At 70.9% G+C, this 15964-nt stretch carries 17 protein-coding genes; 3 read left to right on the top strand and 14 right to left on the bottom strand.

The window, feature by feature from the left end; translation table 11 throughout:
- The first annotated feature begins 108 nt into the window (after positions 1-108).
- Positions 109-597, top strand: a complete 489-nt coding sequence (locus LQK93_RS18980; RefSeq protein WP_374969320.1) for an HAD-IA family hydrolase — start codon at positions 109-111, stop codon at positions 595-597.
- A 252-nt stretch (positions 598-849) separates the two neighbouring features.
- On the opposite strand, the gene LQK93_RS18985 is transcribed toward LQK93_RS18980, so the two are convergent.
- A complete protein-coding gene (locus tag LQK93_RS18985; RefSeq protein WP_374969321.1) occupies positions 850-1227 on the bottom strand; it encodes a DUF2267 domain-containing protein in 378 nt (125 codons plus the stop codon).
- 157 nt (positions 1228-1384) lie between these two features.
- On the opposite strand from LQK93_RS18985, the gene LQK93_RS18990 reads away from it, so the two are divergent.
- Entirely contained in the window at positions 1385-1549 is a 165-nt protein-coding gene (locus tag LQK93_RS18990) for a hypothetical protein (protein WP_374969322.1), read from the top strand.
- Between the two features lie 337 nt (positions 1550-1886).
- On the opposite strand, the gene LQK93_RS18995 is transcribed toward LQK93_RS18990, so the two are convergent.
- Both LQK93_RS18995 and LQK93_RS19000 read right to left on the bottom strand, forming a co-directional pair.
- Entirely contained in the window at positions 1887-2039 is a 153-nt protein-coding gene (locus LQK93_RS18995) for a hypothetical protein (protein WP_374969323.1), read from the bottom strand.
- Positions 2040-2241: 202 nt separating this feature from the next.
- The gene (locus LQK93_RS19000) at positions 2242-3057 is read right to left on the bottom strand and encodes a phosphotransferase family protein (protein WP_374969324.1); all 816 of its coding nucleotides are present in this window, start codon (positions 3055-3057) and stop codon (positions 2242-2244) included.
- Positions 3058-3159: 102 nt separating this feature from the next.
- Here LQK93_RS19000 and LQK93_RS19005 point away from each other — a divergent pair, with 102 nt between their 5' ends.
- On the top strand, positions 3160-3627 hold the full coding sequence (locus tag LQK93_RS19005) for a hypothetical protein (protein ID WP_374969325.1): 468 nt from the start codon (positions 3160-3162) through the stop codon (positions 3625-3627).
- Positions 3628-3731: 104 nt separating this feature from the next.
- On the opposite strand, the gene LQK93_RS19010 is transcribed toward LQK93_RS19005, so the two are convergent.
- The 11 genes from LQK93_RS19010 to LQK93_RS19060 all read right to left on the bottom strand — a co-directional run bounded on the left by LQK93_RS19010 (position 3732) and on the right by LQK93_RS19060 (position 15925).
- Complete coding sequence (locus LQK93_RS19010) at positions 3732-4931, bottom strand: IS110 family transposase (protein ID WP_374969326.1); 1200 nt, start codon at positions 4929-4931, stop codon at positions 3732-3734.
- 253 nt (positions 4932-5184) lie between these two features.
- Complete coding sequence (locus tag LQK93_RS19015) at positions 5185-5325, bottom strand: hypothetical protein (RefSeq protein WP_374969327.1); 141 nt, start codon at positions 5323-5325, stop codon at positions 5185-5187.
- A gap of 88 nt (positions 5326-5413) precedes the next feature.
- Positions 5414-6838: an NtaA/DmoA family FMN-dependent monooxygenase gene (locus tag LQK93_RS19020; protein WP_374969328.1), complete on the bottom strand. Its 1425-nt coding sequence runs from the start codon at positions 6836-6838 to the stop codon at positions 5414-5416.
- 13 nt (positions 6839-6851) lie between these two features.
- Positions 6852-8087, bottom strand: a complete 1236-nt coding sequence (locus LQK93_RS19025) for an LLM class flavin-dependent oxidoreductase (protein ID WP_374969329.1) — start codon at positions 8085-8087, stop codon at positions 6852-6854.
- Entirely contained in the window at positions 8084-8638 is a 555-nt protein-coding gene (locus LQK93_RS19030; protein ID WP_374969330.1) for a cysteine dioxygenase family protein, read from the bottom strand. Before LQK93_RS19030 ends, LQK93_RS19025 begins: the two co-directional genes overlap by 4 nt.
- Positions 8639-8685: 47 nt before the next feature.
- Positions 8686-9855 carry an LLM class flavin-dependent oxidoreductase gene (locus LQK93_RS19035; RefSeq protein ID WP_374969331.1) on the bottom strand — a complete coding sequence of 390 codons (1170 nt, stop codon included), beginning with the start codon at positions 9853-9855 and terminating at the stop codon, positions 8686-8688.
- On the bottom strand, positions 9852-10622 hold the full coding sequence (locus LQK93_RS19040; RefSeq protein ID WP_374969332.1) for a DUF1684 domain-containing protein: 771 nt from the start codon (positions 10620-10622) through the stop codon (positions 9852-9854). Before LQK93_RS19040 ends, LQK93_RS19035 begins: the two co-directional genes overlap by 4 nt.
- Positions 10619-11791 carry an LLM class flavin-dependent oxidoreductase gene (locus LQK93_RS19045; protein WP_374969333.1) on the bottom strand — a complete coding sequence of 391 codons (1173 nt, stop codon included), beginning with the start codon at positions 11789-11791 and terminating at the stop codon, positions 10619-10621. The genes LQK93_RS19040 and LQK93_RS19045 overlap by 4 nt, the downstream gene beginning before the upstream one ends.
- Entirely contained in the window at positions 11781-13730 is a 1950-nt protein-coding gene (locus tag LQK93_RS19050; RefSeq protein WP_374969334.1) for an FAD/NAD(P)-binding protein, read from the bottom strand. The genes LQK93_RS19045 and LQK93_RS19050 overlap by 11 nt, the downstream gene beginning before the upstream one ends.
- Positions 13727-14890: an NADPH-dependent FMN reductase gene (ssuE, locus tag LQK93_RS19055; RefSeq protein WP_374969335.1), complete on the bottom strand. Its 1164-nt coding sequence runs from the start codon at positions 14888-14890 to the stop codon at positions 13727-13729. The genes LQK93_RS19050 and ssuE overlap by 4 nt, the downstream gene beginning before the upstream one ends.
- A 9-nt stretch (positions 14891-14899) precedes the next feature.
- Positions 14900-15925, bottom strand: coding sequence for an ABC transporter substrate-binding protein (locus LQK93_RS19060; protein ID WP_374969336.1), 1026 nt, complete (start codon positions 15923-15925; stop codon positions 14900-14902).
- Between the last annotated feature and the right edge of the window lie 39 nt (positions 15926-15964).

Consider the following 15964-nt stretch of genomic DNA (forward strand, 5'->3'; position numbering starts at 1 on the left):
GAATCGGAGGCCGACATCCACCTTCGACCCGTCCGAGCCGTCCTCTGGGACGCCGACGGCGTACTACAGGACACGCCGGCCGGCACCTGAGACCTCGCGGTCTCGGTGGTGTCTCAGTTCCCCGGCGCGATCACCGGAACAGCGATCGATGAGGATCGCATTCGAGCCGTCGCGCACGAAATGGGTTTGGGCGGTCACGTCGACGATGTGCTCTCCGTCTGGTGGACCTTCGACATCCTGCAGCCAACGCTGGCGGTCGTCGCGAGAGTGCGAGCCGGCGGGGTCTCCTGCTATCTGGCGACCAACCAGGATTCCTACCGCGCGGCCTGCATGCGTGCCCGCGCTCCGTACGACGAGATCCTCGACGGCGCCTACTACTCGTGCGACATCCGCTCGGCAAAGCCGTCGGCGGAGTTCTTCGAGCACATTGCTTCGGACCTTGGGCTTGCACCCGAGCAACTGCTGCTCATCGACGATCAGCCGGGGAACGTTTCGGGAGCTAGGTCCGCAGGGTTGAACGCTGAATGCTGGTCACACACCGACGGAATGGACAGGCTGCGTGCGCTCCTCGAGGCGTACGGGGTCCATCTGGACTGACTCCGGGCACGCCCTCAACTGCCGCGTTACGGCCAGCGCCGTGACCCTCTGGAAGGCGCGCCGCGTCAGCTGGGCACGTCCCGCCCTCTTTCCGAGGTCGGGGCCCGGATGGGCATGGACAGTACGGGGTGCTCGACGAGGACGAGGACGGGCTGCTGCTGTGTGCTGACTGTGGGTGGAGAGGCGTCCATCTAGGCTGATAGTGCCCGTCCCGCCTGGTCACCAGTAGCTGGTCCAGTCCGTCGCACCGGGTCAGTGGAAGCCGAGGAGGTCGCGCAGACCGTCGGGCAGCTGGGCAGCGATGTCATCGAGCTCTCCGGTGGTGACCGCCTCGCGGAGGGTGGCGAAGACGGCCCCCATCTGCGCCAGCGCCTGGTCCGGATCGATCCCGGCACGGTCGGCCACCCGCGCTACGAAGACGTCGACGTCGAACGCTTCGGCCTCCTCCCGGACACCTATCGTCAGGAAGGGCTTCAGCTGCTTGGGAAGCTGCGACGCGAGGTCCTTGGCCTCCCCCCCGGTGATCCGCTCTGCCAGGGTCCGCAAGGTCGCTTCCGTGATGCGTTCCGCGTCCTCATACGAGATGCCGGCGCCTTGTGCCACCGATCTGATGAACTCGTCGTACTTCACGGCCCTCACTCCCCTTCCGGCGGCCTCCCAGCAGTCTGTCGACTGCACAGGGCCCCGATCTACTGGCAGGTCTGCCGATATCGCGGCCGACACGGATTTGCGCGGTGACCCGAAGGCCGCCGGGTACTGACGTCACACCGATCAGGAGGTGAGACGGATGCCGGAGAAGAAGGGCGATGCCGACGAGAAGCGCGCGAAAGCCGCCGAGGCCCGACGGCACGGGATGTCCGCGAGCGAGGCCGGAGTCTCCACAGGCGCCTCGAAGCAGCGCGAGCACCTTCCGGACAAGAAGCGCGAGCCGAAGGGCGACCGCAAGTCGTAGCCTTCACGCGTATCGCGCCCACGGGCTGACAGCATCGGAGTACAAGGTCCAGCACGGCCTGCGCCGGTCGAAGGGCCTCGTCGCGGCGGCAGTGCACGAGAAGCTCGCGGAGCGCTCGGCCGCGCAGCTGGCCCGCCGCTCGGCGTTCCTCGCCAAGCGGGACACGCGCAAGGCGACCCCGGCCCGGCCCGCCGCAGGACAGCCGCTCTCCCCTGCCGGCGCCGCCGCTTCGGCAGCCGCCGGCCGCTGGTGCCACTCGGGCTGGGCGGAAAGGCATCTCCGCTCGACGGGGTGTAGCGCTGGGCAGACATCCTCATCTGCCGCGATCAGGGGTCGTTCAGCTGTCGCCGCTGCCGGCAATGTGGCTGATGATCGCGGCGTTCGCCTCGTCTTCCGCCTGCGGGGTGCTGGTCGTGGTGCCGACCTCGCGCAGCCAGGCACGCAGACGCGCCCGCCAGTTCGGCTGCTCGTTTTGTCCTCGGGCCGTCATGTGTGTCACCGCGGACGAATGAGCCGGGCGGCTCGGTGCGGGCCGTCGCGGTCCCCTTCCCTAGGAAACAGTATTGGTGACCCGCCGCAGAGAACCGCTTCCCGCCACCACGAACGGCGAACAGCCGCTCATGCCGCGAGCGGTGTCGTCCCATCGAAAAGGACGTCGGGCGTAACCGGGCTTGTTTCGGTGGTGCGACTGGTCAGGGAAGCAAGGACAGTAGATGGGTTGCCTGCATCTCCGTCGCGCCTGCTGGGTTTCGGTGGGAGCCGGAGTTCTCGGGCAGCAACATCGCGAGCCAGAAGGCGGCAAACAGCGGGCGGTAGGCCCGCATTCGTTCGCGCTCCTCCTGCGGCAGGCCGACCGCGGCGAGGAGAGCTTCACCGTCGATGACACCGGAGAGACGGCCCGCGATGTGCTCGATGTGGTCCGCCATCTCGTAGGCGGGGTCGCTGAGACCGCCGTCCTCGAAGTCGAGGAGTCGACACGTTGTCCCGTCCCACATCAGGTTCGCCGGGTTCAGGTCCGCCATGCCAAGCGCCGTCAGCCGTGGCTGCGGCACCGCGTCCGGACGCGCCAACCACGACAGGGCAGCGTCGATGGCAAACGACACATGCGCTTGATCGAGGCAGGCCCGCAGATCCCCCGGCTCGGCGAGCCATTCCGACACGTTCTTCGCCATCGTCGCCGGCCCGAGGATCCGCTCCCCGAGACCGGCCGCGCCGACTGCCGTGGCAGGCACCGCGAACAACCTGCCAAGGGCGCGACCGAGCCCTGCCATCTGCACCCCGGACAGGGGCGCACCACCCAGCGGATGGCCCGGCAAGCGCTGCATGACGACGAAGGGCCGGCCACCGTCCCAGCCCCGGCGCAGCGGTCGCGGGGCCAGCCCGGGCGCGTGTTCAGCCAGTACCGTCAGGCAGGCCCACTCCCGGTCGGGTTCACCGCGGTCCCAGGACACAAACTGCTTCCGCACATGGTCGGGCGCGAACGTCACGTCATGGGTGGGGGTCTGCACGGTCATCAACGTAGACGTGGCCCCGCCTGAGGCCGGCAAGGCACGCACTGCGCGAGCCGAGGAAGGACGCCTCGGACACCGTCAGTCTGGGAGCATTCTCTCATGCTGTTTGAAGTGGGAAGGATTCCTGGCGTGCCCGGTGCGGTCTTCAGTGACTTCTCCCTTTGGAGCGGCCGGACGTTCATCGTCGAGGGACAGCGCTACCAGCCGCGAGGATTCTTTCGCCGCCGCGTCACACTTCCCGGCATTCCCGAGAACGTGGACGCCACGCTCAACGGGTTCCTACCCGGGGCACAGACCTTGGTGGCTGCCGGCACCACGTACCGCATTGGGCCACGTGTCCCTCGGGACCTGCAGATTCTGGCGGTGTTACCGCTGCTGTTGATCCTGCTGGTCAAGGGCGGCCCGGGCATTCTGGTCGCGGGGGTCGCCTTTTCGGTCAACACCAAAATCCTGATGTCCTCGGGATCTGACGTCACCAAGGCTGGTCTCCTGATCGCCACGCTGGTCTTCGGTGCCAGCCTCAATGTCGCCCTGGCCATCGCTCTACATGCGGCGTGGTGGATGTAGTCGACAAGGGCCCGGGCCGGATTCGCGCCGCCGGCACCTCGCGATGCGCCTTCTACGGCTCGACGTAGGCGCCGACGAACGCCCGGTCATGGCTCCCTTCTGTGTCAAGACGCCGTCGGCAGGGGCGTTCTACGCTGGGTGGCGACGGGTCCGGGAAGTGGCTTGTCCGAAGAGCCGGTGCGGGGTTGTGAGCCGGTCGCGCTGGAGTCAGAGTCGTTGCCCCGGTGCCCTCCCGGGCCCGTCACCTGCCCCGTCGCTGTGGTGACCCGGCCGGCGACGTAGTCGCCGAGCATCGTCCGGAAGACCAGGTCGGACAGGCGCCGTTTGAGGCAGCGCATCGCCTCCATCGAGCTCTTCCCGGCGGCCTTCTTCCGGTCGAAGTAGGCCCGTCCCTCGGTCGGGGTCCGCAGCTGCACGGTCGCCATGATGTGCAGCACCCGGTTGATCTGACGGTTCCCACCACGAGAGAGCCGGTGGCGCACGTGGTCCCCGGATGAGGCGTCGATCGGCGCGGTCCCGGTCCAGGACGCGAAGTGGTTGCGGTCCGGGAACCGGGCCAGGTCCCCCACCTCGACGAGCAGCCGCGCCGCACCGGACGGACCAACCCCGTGCAGCCCCAGCAGCGAGGTCCCGGTCGCCGCGACGAGCTCCTTCAGCTCCTTGTCAGCGGCCTCCTTCCGGGCATAGATCCGCTCCAAGTCCGCGACCAGCTCCGCGGCGACCCGCTTGCGGGTCTTGCCGACCGCGTCCCGCGGCCGAACCCCAGCCAGGAGGGTCTTCGCTTGGGCTGCGGAGAGGTACTTCTTCGCGCCACCAGGCAGCATTTCCAACAGGATTCGGTGCAGCTGGCTGACCTTGCGGGTGTGCTCCTCCCCGATTGAGCGGCGCCGGTCCACCAGCAGCTGCAGCACCTCGAGCTGCGCATCCGTGACGACCGGGCGCAGCCCCGCCATCCTCGTTCCGACCAGCGCGACCGAGTGCGCGTCGGTCGCATCGGTCTTACGGCCCTGCCCGGTCGCGAACACCCTCGCCCGCGCCGACAGCTTCGCCGGCACGTCGACCACGTCCTGCCCGTCCGCGATCAGCCGGTGCGCGATGTGCCGCCCGATCCCCTCACAGCCCTCGATCGCCCACACCCGGTCCGGCCAGGCCGCGACGTGCTCGAGCATCGCCTTGTAGCCCTCGACCGTGGTGTCGAACCGGCCGCCGCCGACCACGGACTCGTCGGCCGCCATCACCTCGATCGTCACGCTGCGCTTATGCGGATCCATCCCGATCACAACCCGCGGAACCTGCTCCTCCATATGAACCTCCCTCGCCCGGAACCGATCACTTCGATGGGCGTGGAGGGCATCGCTACTTAGAGCACAGCAATCCCTTCTTGAGCCTCTCCTGCCCGGCGGTGCCCGGGCGGCGCAACCCATGAGAGAGCCACACGACCAAGCGTGGGCAGCCGCTATTTCGAGCGACGAGCCCGGGCACCTGAACCGAGCCTGCGCAGGCACCGGTCCTGCGTCAATGAAACAAGTAGCCGCTCTCCGGGCGAGTCCTTGGTGGCTACTTACGCGCCGCGGCGGCGGTCGCCGGGTCGGGGCCGAAGCTGACGCCGATCGCTTCTCCGAGCTCGATGACCACCGGCTCATCGCGCGGTATGCCGTCAGCGTGTGAGACCCCGACGATGGGCAGCGTGTCTCTCACGGCATGCACGACCGCGTCCGCCAGGCCCGTGCACGCGACCCGACCCGCGGGTTACCGATGAGCTCGACCGCGGGGACGTCTCGTGTCGTCATGCCGTCGCCCTGGCGTCCGGCCCGGCGGCCCCGGCCGTGACCGTCTCTCGAGCGGGCACCCATGCCGCCCAGGCGGTTGCCGGTCGAGCCGGGGGCAGGCCGAGGTGGTCGCGCAGGGTGGCTCCAGGTGTGTAGTCGTGCCGGAACACGCCGCGCTCCTGGAGCAGCGGGACCACGTCGTCGACGAACCCGTCGAGGCCACCGGGGGTGATGTGGGGCACGAGGATGAACCCGTCGCTGACGTCCGTGGCGACTGCGTCGGCGATCGCGGCGGCGACCGTCTGGGGCGAACCGACGAAGGTCTGACGGCCCGTCAGCTCGATGACGGTGTCACGGATGCTGAGGCCCTTGAGCTCGGCCACGGCGCGGTACCGGGCCGCCTCGGCGAGGGCGTCGCCGACCTGGCGCGCCCGCCCTCGCACGATCGAGGTCTCGTCGGAGACCAGCGGGTCGATCGCGGGCAGGGGGCCGTCCGGGTCGTAGCCGGAGAGGTCACGGTTCCAGACCTGCTCGAGCAGCAGGATCGCGGTCTGGGGGCTGACCTGCTGACGACGCACCTCGGCGGCGCGCTGGGCGGCGTCGGCGTCGGTGTCGCCGAGCACGAAGGTCGCGGCCGGGAGGATGAGCAGCTCGCGTTCCTGTCGGCCGTAGCGCGCGAGCCTGCCCTTGACGTCGCGGTAGAAGACGCGCCCGGCCTCGGCGGTGGAGTGCCGGCTGAAGATGGCGTCCGCGCTGCGCGCGGCGAACTCCCGACCGTCGCCGGAGTCGCCGGCCTGGAAGATCACCGGATGCCCCTGCGGGCTGCGGGGCACGGTGAAGCGGCCGGTCACGGCGAAGTGCTTGCCGCGGTGCTCGAAGGAGCCCGCCGCGGCGTCGGTGAGGAACTGGTCGTCCGCGGCTCGGATCGCCTCCTCTGGCCACGAGTCCCAGAGCTCGCGTGCCGTGGCGATGAACTCCTCGGCCCGCTCGTAACGCTCGGGATGCGGCAGGAAGCCGCCACGGCGGAAGTTCTCCCCCGTGAAGGCGTCCGAGCTCGTGACCACGTTCCAGGCGGCCCGGCCGACCGAGAGGTGGTCCAGGGTGGCGAACTGTCGGGCGACCTCGTACGGCTCGTTGAAGGTCGTGTTGATCGTCCCGGCGAGGCCCAGGTGCTCCGTCACGGCCGCGAGCGCGGCCAGGATCGTGAAGGTGTCGGGCCGGCCGACCACATCGAGGTCGTGGATGCGGCCGCGCTGCTCACGCAGCCGCAGCCCCTCGGCGAGGAAGAGGAAGTCGAGGCGGCCACGTTCGGCGGTCTGCGCGAAGTGGGTGAAGGATGCGCGGTCGATGTGGCTGCCGGAGGCGGGGTCGCTCCACACGGTCGTGTTGTTGACGCCCGGGAAGTGCGCGCCGAGGACGACCTGCTTGCGTTGGTGGGTCATTCAGGGTCCGTTCTTACGCCGGGGTGGGGGCGTATCGGTTAGCGGCAACGGGCAGCGCCAGGCGCTCGCGGAGGGTGTGCTGGTCGTATGCCGTCCGGAACGCGCCTGCCCGCTGCAGCTCGGGGACCAGCCCGTCGACGACCGAGACGAGGTCGTCCGCGACGACGGCCGGCCGCAGTCGGAAGCCGGCGTAGCCGAGCGACCGCCAGCGCAGGAGCAGGGAGGCGAGCTCGCTGCTGGTTCCCGTGAAGATGTGGGCGTCCGAGGACAGGGGCGCCCCGGCGGCCTCGTCGAGACGACGCCGACGTCGGAGCGCGGCATCGGTGGTCCTGTCGAGGATCACCAGCACGTCGGCGAAGACCTTGAGCGGTGGGTCGGTCCGGCCGATGCGCTGCTCGGCTTGCCGGACCTCGGCGAGGATGCCCGTGGCGTGTTCGTCGTCGTGTGGGGTGACGAAGACGACGTCCGCGGACGTTGCGGCCAGCTCGTAGGGGATGGTGTGGTGGCCCAGGGCCGTGACCACGGGCTGCCCCTGTGGCGGACGTGGGGTGATCGAGGGTCCGCGCACGCTGAAGTGGGGACCCTCGAAGTCGATGTAGTGCAGCTTCTCCCGGTCGATGAAGCGCCCGGTCGTGACGTCACGGATCTCGGCGCCGTCCTCCCAGCTGTCCCACAGTCGACGGACGACCTCGACGTGGCCGGCCGCCTCGGCGAACGTCTCCTGCAGTGCCGCGAGAGCCACCGGGTCGGTGGCGAAGTCGCGCGTGATGCCGGGGAACGTCCGGCGACCAAAGTGCGCCGCCTCACCGGGCGTCCCGCCCACCTTGACCTGCCAGCCGGCCCGGCCGTGGCTCACGTGGTCCAAGGTGGCGACCGACTTGGAGACGTGGAACGGCTCGGTGTGGGTGGTCGTGACGGTCGGCACCAGGCCGATGTGCTCGGTGGACGGTGCCACCGAGGCTGCGATGAGCAGGGCGTCGAGCCGTCCGCGGACCCGGTCGGTGCGCGAGTCGTCGCCGCCGGAGAACGGGTCCTCGCACTGCAGGACCAGGCTGTCCTCGATGGTGACGAAGTCGAGCAGGCCACGCTCGGCGGCGGTGACGATGTCGGTCCAGTAGCGGGCGGTGTAGAGCTCGCCCGCGCGGGCCCCGGGCTCGCGCCAGGCGGCCGGGTGCCAGCCGGCTCCGTCCAACGCGACCGCGAGGTGCAGCGGGTGAGGGGTGCCACCGACCCGGGGAGTGGCGATCACCAGTCGACTCCCTTCTGCTGGACCTCCACCGGTTGCAGGCGCCCGCTGTTCACCGCATAGGTCGTCATGACCGTCAGGCGTGGGGCGTAGACGTGCAGGCTGATCGCGGGGTCCGGGCCAACGTTGCTGACGTGGTGGACGTAGGAGGGTCCGAAGGTCCGCTGCTGTCCGGCGCGGAGCCGGCTGGCCTCCTTCTCCACCTGCGGTGCTCCGTCGAGATGGCTTGGGGTAGCGACCCGTTCGGTCAGCTGTCCCTGCAGGACGACGAACGAGCCGGCGCTCTGGCCGTGGTCGTGCCAGTCCGTCCCCTGGCCGGGAAGCCAGGTGAGCAGCCACGCCTCGTGGTGGCTCTCGGCGGCGATGCGCGCGTAGTGGCGGCTGATCGGGTCGAAGTCGACGAGACCGGCCCACAGGGTGCGCTCACCGGCGAGGCGTCTGGCGGTGGCCGCGAGGTCGACGGCGGCGCGCGCCTGACGCGGACCTTCCGCCTGGACGGGTGCGCGAGCGGGGTCCGGAGGGCGGACGGGCGCGGTTGGTGTTCTGAGAGGCATTGCTGGGGCTCTCCTCGAGGTCGTGAAGGTGTGCAGAGAAGGACGGGTCAGGGCGAGGGCAGGGGCTCACCCGACCCGCGCCGAGACAGCGGAGCGGTCGGGGTGGCCCACGCATCCGGGGCGGCGGCACGGGGAGGGTCGCTGCCCGGCCCACCCGACTCCCGGCTCGTCGGCTGTCCGGCTCTCTGCCGCGACGGGTACTCGCGGCGGACGACGGGCGCGACGTCGGTGAAGAACCGCTCGACGCTGCGTCGGGTGACCGCCTCCAACAGGCCCGGGACGTCTAGCGAGATGCCGGAGAGGTCGTGGCCGAACGCCTCGTGGTAGCGCCCGATCTTGTCGATGACCTCTTCCGGTGAGCCGATGAGCGCGGAGCTGTCCCGGGCGTACTCCGAGACGGTGGTGAACGGCAGCCTGTTGTGCAGCGCGCCGGGTGAGCGCCGGAAGGCCTCGAAGGCGGGCTCGTAGAGCCGCAGCGCCTCCTGGGTCGTGTCGGCCACCAGCAGCCCTAGGAACCCGGCCCCGACGAGGGCGTCGGCCGGGTCGTGGCCGTACGCGTCCCACCGCTCCCGGTAGTGCCGCACCAGGGCGGCGTACTTCTCCATCGCGTGGAAGCCGTTGGCGGAGAACAGGGGGTCACCCCACCGGGCGGCCAGCTCGGTCGACTCGGTGGAGCTGGCCGAGCCGTGCCAGACCGGGATCGGCTGCTGGAGCGGGCGCGGCTGCGTGGTGGCCTCGACGAGCGCGGGGCGGAACCGCCCGGACCACGTCACGCGCTCCTCGCGCCAGAGCCGCCGGAGCAGCTCGTACTTCTCGGCGTTGCGCTCCCACTGGCCCTCAAGGTCGTAGCCGTAGAGCGCGTTCTGGTCCGGGTCGTTGCCCTTGCCGATGACGACGTCGAGGCGTCCGCCGCTGAGGTGGTCGAGCGTCGCGTAGTCCTCGGCGACCCGGACCGGGTCGAGCAGTGACAGCACGGTGACGGTCGTCATGAGCCGTATGCGTGTGGTGCGCGCGGCGACGTGGGCGAGCACCACCGGTGGGGAGGAGGACACGAAACGCTGGGCGTGCCGCTCACCCACCCCGAAGGCGTCGAAGCCGAGCTCCTCGGCCCACTCCGCCTGGAGGCCCACGAGCTCGAACGCCTGTTTCTGGGTGCGGGCGACCCCGGTGACTGGGTCGGGGCTGGTGTCCAGCAAGGTGTAGGTGCAGAACCTCATACCGGCCGCTTCTCCCCTGCCGTGACCGGCAGCGCGATGCGATTTCCCGGCACCGGCGCCGGGCAGGTGCCGTAGGCCGTGAACGCGAAGGGCAGGTTCACGGCGCGGTTGAAGTCCACGACGAGGTTGCCGTCGTCGTCCGGGGCCTCGGTCGTGACGGTGCGCCAGGGCGCAGAGGTGTCGTTGTTCGTGGCGTCGTGGAAGGTCAGGGCCAGCCCATCCCCCGCGGAGGTGGCGCTGAGCCGGTGGCGTACGCCGGCGATGTCGACGTCGACGGTCCCGACGACACGGGCCTGCTGCACGAGGTCGTGGCGGGCGGTGCCGACCTCCACGGTGGCGGGCTCCTCGGCAGGGGTGAACCTCGCCGGCCGCACCCAGTCGGTGTCGTGGTCCCAGGTGGGGACGCCCTTGAAGGCGAGTCGGGCGGCAGCGTGGGGGTCGCGGGTGCGCACGGCGAGACGTCCACCCCGACGGAGCAGCTCGACGACTCGCGCGTCGTGGTGCACCCAGGTGAACGACCCGCTCTCGGGGACGTCTGCGGATGCCGTTCCGTGGATGGGTCCGGTCTCGGTAGCGAGACGGTCGTTCTTGTCTGCCCGGACGTGGGCGCCGTCGTCGTCGACCCACCACAGCCCGGGCAGTCCCGGCACGGTGGACGGCTCGTCGGGAAGCCACGCGAAACCGGTGAGGCTGAGCCATCCGTGCTCCTGCGCGAGGGTCACCTCCCGGGTCGCGCGCCACTGGACCCAGTGCTGGCGCGCGCTCATGCGACTGCCTCCCGGATGTTGCCACGGTCGGCGCGGTCGGAGTCGGCGTCGTCGGTGGCGGCGGCGGCACAGTCGGCGTCGGACTCGCGCCGGGCCACCTCGTCGCGCACGAGGGGGATGACGTGGCGGCCGAAGTCCACGGCGTCGTCGTAGAGGTGGTAGCCGCGGGCGGAGAAGATGCGTACGCCGAGGTGGTAGTAGTCGAGCAGGGCGGCGGCGACGGTCTCCGGGGTGCCGACGAGGGCGGTGCTGTTGCCCCCGCCGCCGGTGGCGGCCGTGGTCGCGGTCCAGAGCGCGCGGTCGTGGCGTTCGCCGCGTGCGGCCGCGGCGAGGAGCCGCTGGGAGCCGGCGTTCTCGGGCTGGCCGCCGTTGCGCCGCAGTCGCCCTCGAGGGGCGGCGCCGTCGGCGCTGCGGGCGTGGATGGCTCCGAGGGTGCGTTCGGCCTTGTCCCAGGCGAGCTCCTCGGTGGGCGCGAGGATCGGCCGGAAGGCGACCTGGATGGCGGGCGACGGCTGCCCGACCGCGTCTGCGGTTTCGTGGATCGTGGCGATCTGCTCGGCGGTACCCGCGAGAGGCTCGCCCCAGAGCGCGAAGACGTCCGCCTCCTGGGCGCCGACGCGGTAGGCGGCGGCGCTGGAGCCGCCGAAGGAGATGCGTGGGCGCGGCTGCTGGAGTGGCTTGATGTCGGCGAGGAAGTTCTCGAACCGGTAGTGCTGGCCGGCGAAGTCGAACGGTTCGTCACGGGTCCACGCCTGCTTGAGGATCTGGATGAACTCACGGGTGCGCTCGTAGCGGGCGTCCTTGGGCAGGTGGTCGCCTTCGGCAGCCTGGTCGGCGGTGCTGCCGCCGGTGATGACGTGCACCTCGAACCGGCCGTCGCTGATGTGGTCGAGGGTCGCGAAGGTCTTGGCGGTGAGGGTGGGGTAGGCGGTGTTCGGGCGGTGGGCGACCACGAGGTTGAGCCGTTCGGTGTTCGCGGCCACGTGCGCGGCCACCTGGGCGGGATCGGGTGAGCCGGAGTGGTAGGCGAAGAGGATGCGGTCCCAGCCGTTGTCCTCGTGGGCGCGGGCGAGCTTGGTCGTGTAGGCGAGGTCGAGCGCGCCGCCGCTGCGGGCGGTGGTCTCGGTGCCGTCGTTCGTGGCGGCGATGCCGAGGAACTCAACTGGCATGGCGGTGGTCCTTCTCTGTCGTGGTGTGGCGGTGGGTTGCGGCCCTCGGCGGGGGCGCGGCGTACAGGTGTTGCGGTCCAGCGGCTGCGGGCGTGATGGGCACGGTGAGCAGGTCGCGGGCGACCGCGTCGTTCTGGCGGAAGCCCGGCCCGTTGAAGCCGGGGCGGGAGAAGCCGCCGGCGCCGGCCGACCCGGAGACGGCCGGACCGAGCAGGAATCTCTTGGGGTGCACCGAACCGTCGGCCCGGACGGCGCGGGCGCGCGCGTCGGCGACCAGCTGGCCGGCACCCAGGTTCGTGCCGTCCGCAGCGGTCACCGGACGCGACCGCAGCTGCCCGGAGCTGAGCAGGCCGGCGACGAGCGCGTCCGTGACGAGCGAGCTGTCGGGGCGTGGCAGTCGCGCATCGACGGCCGCCCGTGCTCGCACGACCCGGTCCCCCGACCGGGCCACGAACGTGTCGTCCTCCACCGTGAGGGTGACGTCGGGCCCCAGGAAGCGGACGACTCCGGCGCGGTGGAGCGCGAGCAGCTCGGCGAGCCGCCGCGGTGGCGGTCCGCTTGCCAGGAAGGAGAAGAGGCCGTGGAAGTGGCCCTCCACGTGGCGCACCCGGTCCTCATCGGGCAGTCGGCCGATGACGACGAGCTCGGCGAGGGTGGCGTACACGCCCAGCAGGGCGTCGAAGACGGCACGGTCGGTGGAGCGCTCGGGGTCCGCCCGGCGTGCCAGGTCACGGGTGATGTGCTCGGCGACGAGCCGCTCGACCTCTGGGCACGGTGTCTGCGGGCTGATGTCCGCCATCAGCGGTCGGTCGATGCGGTCGATGTCGAAGAGGTCCTCGGGGTCGGTGAGGTGCCTGCGGGCCACGGCCGTGAGCCCTCCGCCCGTCACGTCCGCGGCCAGGTCGCGCTCGAGGGTCTCGAAGCTGCCCCGGGTCCGCTCGGGATGGGCTTCGAAGAGCCGGCGGTAGTGCGCGACGGCGAGCTCGAGCACGACGAGCGGCCACACCTGGGTGCGGTAGTCCAGGGCTGTCACTCCGTCACCGATGTCGGCCAGGCGGTGACGGGTCAGGTGCCGCAGCGGGGCGGGCCCGTCGGCCGGTGAGCGGATCTCGTAGCCGAGCTTGGCGTGGTACGGCACACCGCGACGTGACCCGACGTGGAGCACCGGCTCCCGGCCGCTCGGGTGGTAGGTGAGCCGGTCCCCGTCTCCGCTGTAGCACCCGCCGCGCCCCTGTCCGAGCAGGACGAACAGGTCGACGAAGGCCAGGCCCATGCCGCGTACGAGGACCGGTTCGCCGGGACGCAGGTGCGCGAGGTCCAGGTCGGCCGTGTGCCCGGCCGGCACGTAGGTGAGCCGGTTTTGCTCCGCCTGGGCCAGCAGCCGCTGCTCGTCTGGGGCGGGCGACTGCTGCAGGTAGCCCTGCGCCAGGACTACGACGTCGGCCGCGAGCGCTGCGCCGCCGGCGAGGGTGACGGTCTGGGTCGTCCCGTGGTCCTCGAGTGCCACGGCGCGGTCGGCGTGCACGCGAACGGTCAGGCGCTCGTGCAGCGTCTGCACGGTGCGACGCCAGGCCCAGTCCAGGTACTCCGACTGCACGACGCGAGGGGCGAACGAGCGTGGCCCCAGCTGTGCGGCAGCCTCGCTGGCCTCGTCGCCGGCAGCCCACTGCGCCAGCGATGGGCCGTCGACGACCGGTCCCTCGCACGTCACGGAGGCGTCGGTGAAGACCGTGACGTCCTGGGCCTCGGAGTTCATCCACAGCAGGGGCGACTGTGCAGCGCGCCAGATGCGCCCGCCACCCGGCGGGTGCGGATCGACGACGTGCACCTCGGCTCGCTCCCCCGGCGGCAGGAGCTGGGCGGCGTTGGCGCTGAGGCGTTCCACCAGGCCGAGGGCTCGCGGGCCGGCACCGACGACGACGATCCGTCGCAGGCTCACGCCGCGCCCCAGTCCCGGTAGGAGGGGACCGGCGTCGTGGACCCGGCGGGGTCGAGGGCCGTCCTGGACACTGCATCGGCCGGGTGGCCCGGTGCCCGGACCCCGGGAGGCAGGGCGGCGCGTCGGGTGCCGGACGGCAGTTCCTTGTCAAAGGCGTGCGGGCCGATCGACTCTGGGTCGGCGTGCAGGTCGAACGCCGGCAGGTAGCCGGCAGCGAGATAGAGAGCGCGTGCCTCGGGCTGGCGCGGCCCCGTGGTCAGGTGGATCCGCTTGTAGCCCAGTGAGGCTGCGGCCAGCTCGAGCTCGTGCAGCACCCGCTTGGCCAGGCCCTGTCGGCGGAACTGCGCATGGGCCCAGACCCGCTTGACCTCGGCCGTCTGCTCGTCGTAGCGACGGATCGCGCCACCGGCGATGGTCTGGCCCGCCCGCGAGATCACCAGGAACGCGCCGTCGGGCGCCTCGAAGTCGCTGATCGGGACCTCGGTCAGCTGCGTGTTGGGTGTCGAGAGTCCGTAGCGGGTCCCGTACTCGACGACGAGGTCCTCGAGCAGGGGCGCGGCGGCGTCATCGTGCGGGGATACGCGCAGGACCACGTCGTCGTCCGGCTGTGTGACGATCTGACTGCGGTGCCGGGCGAGGTGGGTGAGGAACGACTCGGTCACCAGATGCAGGTTGCGGGCGGCGGACTCGGCGAGCAGCACGCCAGCGTCCTGCGGGTAGAGCGTCACCTCCGAGGCGAGCACGAACCACCCCTGGGTGACGTGCTCTGCACCGAGCGAGACGAGCACGGGTCGCAGGGCGTAGTCCAGGGCGAGCACGTGCGCGGGGCTGCCTCCGGTGGCCACGGGCAGGACCGTCTTGCCGCGCAGGGCGTACTGCGGCAGCAGGTCGAGCAGGGCCTTGAGCAGTCCGGTGTAGGCCGCCTTGTAGACGGGGGTGGTGACGACGAGGCCGTCGGCGGCCGCGATGGCCGCCACGACGGTCGCGATCTGCGGGTCCGAGGTGTCGGCTCGCAGGAGCGCGTCGGCGGGCAGGTCCCGGACGACGACGCGACTGACGTCGTGGCCGCGGGCGCGCAGCCGCCGCTCCACGTGGCCCAGGACCGCCTCGGTGCGTGAGGGTGCGGACGGGCTACCGGACAGGGTGACGATCGATGCCATGACTGGTCCTCACTTGGTTGCGGCGGGCTTGGGCAGCCCGGCGGGGTTGACCTCGGATGCCGGCACGGCTTCGGCCGTCAGGCCCCAGCGCTGGAGCACCTTGGCGTAGCTGCCGTCGGCGATGGCGGCGTTGATCGCGTCGGAGATGGGCTTGACGAGACCGTTGCCCTTCTTCGTCAGCACGCCGACCTTTCCGGGGATGGGGTAGCTGGACGAGACGTTGCCGACGATCTGGGTCTTGCCGGCCGTGACCACGTGGTAGGTGGCGGTGGGGTTGGGCCCGAGGTAGAGGTCGATGCGTCCTGAGTCGAGGGCGAGGTAGTACTCGGTGGCGCCCTGGTAGTAGACGAGCCGGGCTGGGGCGCGGCCGGCCTTCTCGTTCTCGGCGTTCCAGCGCAGCAGGATCGCCTCCTGCAGGGTGCCCGAGCCGACGGCGACCTTCTTGCCGGAGATGTCTGCGGGTCCCCGGACGGTCAGGCCTGAGCCCTTCCTCGCCTCGAAGGCATGCAGGCCCAGTCGGTAGGTGGCGAAGTCGTACTTCTCCTTGCGCTCCTCGGAGACGCCGACGTTGGAGATGGCGACCTGGTACTTGCCGGAGTCGACGCCGATGAAGAGGTTCTCCCAGCTTGTGGTCTCGACCTCGGGCTTGAGTCCGAGGACGTCGGCCACGAGGTGGGCGATGTCGACCTCGACGCCGATCGGCGTGTGGTTGTCGTCGGCGGTGAAAGCCAGCGGCGGGATGCCTCCCCCGGCGCCGCCGCTGCCGATCACGAGTCGGCCGCTGGCCCGGACGTCGGCGGGCAGCTCGGCGGCGATCTCAGGGTGCAGGGTGCCGGCGGGGCGCTTCTGGTTCGCGGAGGTGTCGAAGGCGACGGGGAGGACCTTGGACCCGCCGAGGTCCTTGGGATCGACCTTCTTGGCCGCTGGTGCGACGGGATCGGCACAGGCAGCCAGCGAGGCGGTGGTGGTCAGCAGCGCGGCCGTGAGGACGAGGACGCGGCGACCGGCTCGTGGCGGGGTCGGGGTGGTGCTCATGGTTTTCGTCTCCTGGTTGGGGTGCGGCGGGGCCTTGTC

The sequence above is a fragment of the Terrabacter sp. BE26 genome (genome assembly GCF_041941675.1).
Taxonomy (GTDB): domain Bacteria; phylum Actinomycetota; class Actinomycetes; order Actinomycetales; family Dermatophilaceae; genus Terrabacter.

Bases quoted from the DNA above. Each gene is read 5' to 3' on its own strand.
- LQK93_RS18990 (WP_374969322.1), top strand. From the start codon at position 1,385: ATGCCGGAGAAGAAGGGCGATGCCGACGAGAAGCGCGCGAAAGCCGCC.
- LQK93_RS18995 (WP_374969323.1), bottom strand. From the start codon at position 2,039: ATGACGGCCCGAGGACAAAACGAGCAGCCGAACTGGCGGGCGCGTCTG.
- LQK93_RS19005 (WP_374969325.1), top strand. From the start codon at position 3,160: ATGCTGTTTGAAGTGGGAAGGATTCCTGGCGTGCCCGGTGCGGTCTTC.
- LQK93_RS19010 (WP_374969326.1), bottom strand. From the start codon at position 4,931: ATGGAGGAGCAGGTTCCGCGGGTTGTGATCGGGATGGATCCGCATAAG.
- LQK93_RS19020 (WP_374969328.1), bottom strand. From the start codon at position 6,838: ATGACCCACCAACGCAAGCAGGTCGTCCTCGGCGCGCACTTCCCGGGC.
- LQK93_RS19030 (WP_374969330.1), bottom strand. From the start codon at position 8,638: ATGCCTCTCAGAACACCAACCGCGCCCGTCCGCCCTCCGGACCCCGCT.
- LQK93_RS19035 (WP_374969331.1), bottom strand. From the start codon at position 9,855: ATGAGGTTCTGCACCTACACCTTGCTGGACACCAGCCCCGACCCAGTC.
- LQK93_RS19040 (WP_374969332.1), bottom strand. From the start codon at position 10,622: ATGAGCGCGCGCCAGCACTGGGTCCAGTGGCGCGCGACCCGGGAGGTG.
- LQK93_RS19045 (WP_374969333.1), bottom strand. From the start codon at position 11,791: ATGCCAGTTGAGTTCCTCGGCATCGCCGCCACGAACGACGGCACCGAG.
- ssuE (WP_374969335.1), bottom strand. From the start codon at position 14,890: ATGGCATCGATCGTCACCCTGTCCGGTAGCCCGTCCGCACCCTCACGC.
- LQK93_RS19060 (WP_374969336.1), bottom strand. From the start codon at position 15,925: ATGAGCACCACCCCGACCCCGCCACGAGCCGGTCGCCGCGTCCTCGTC.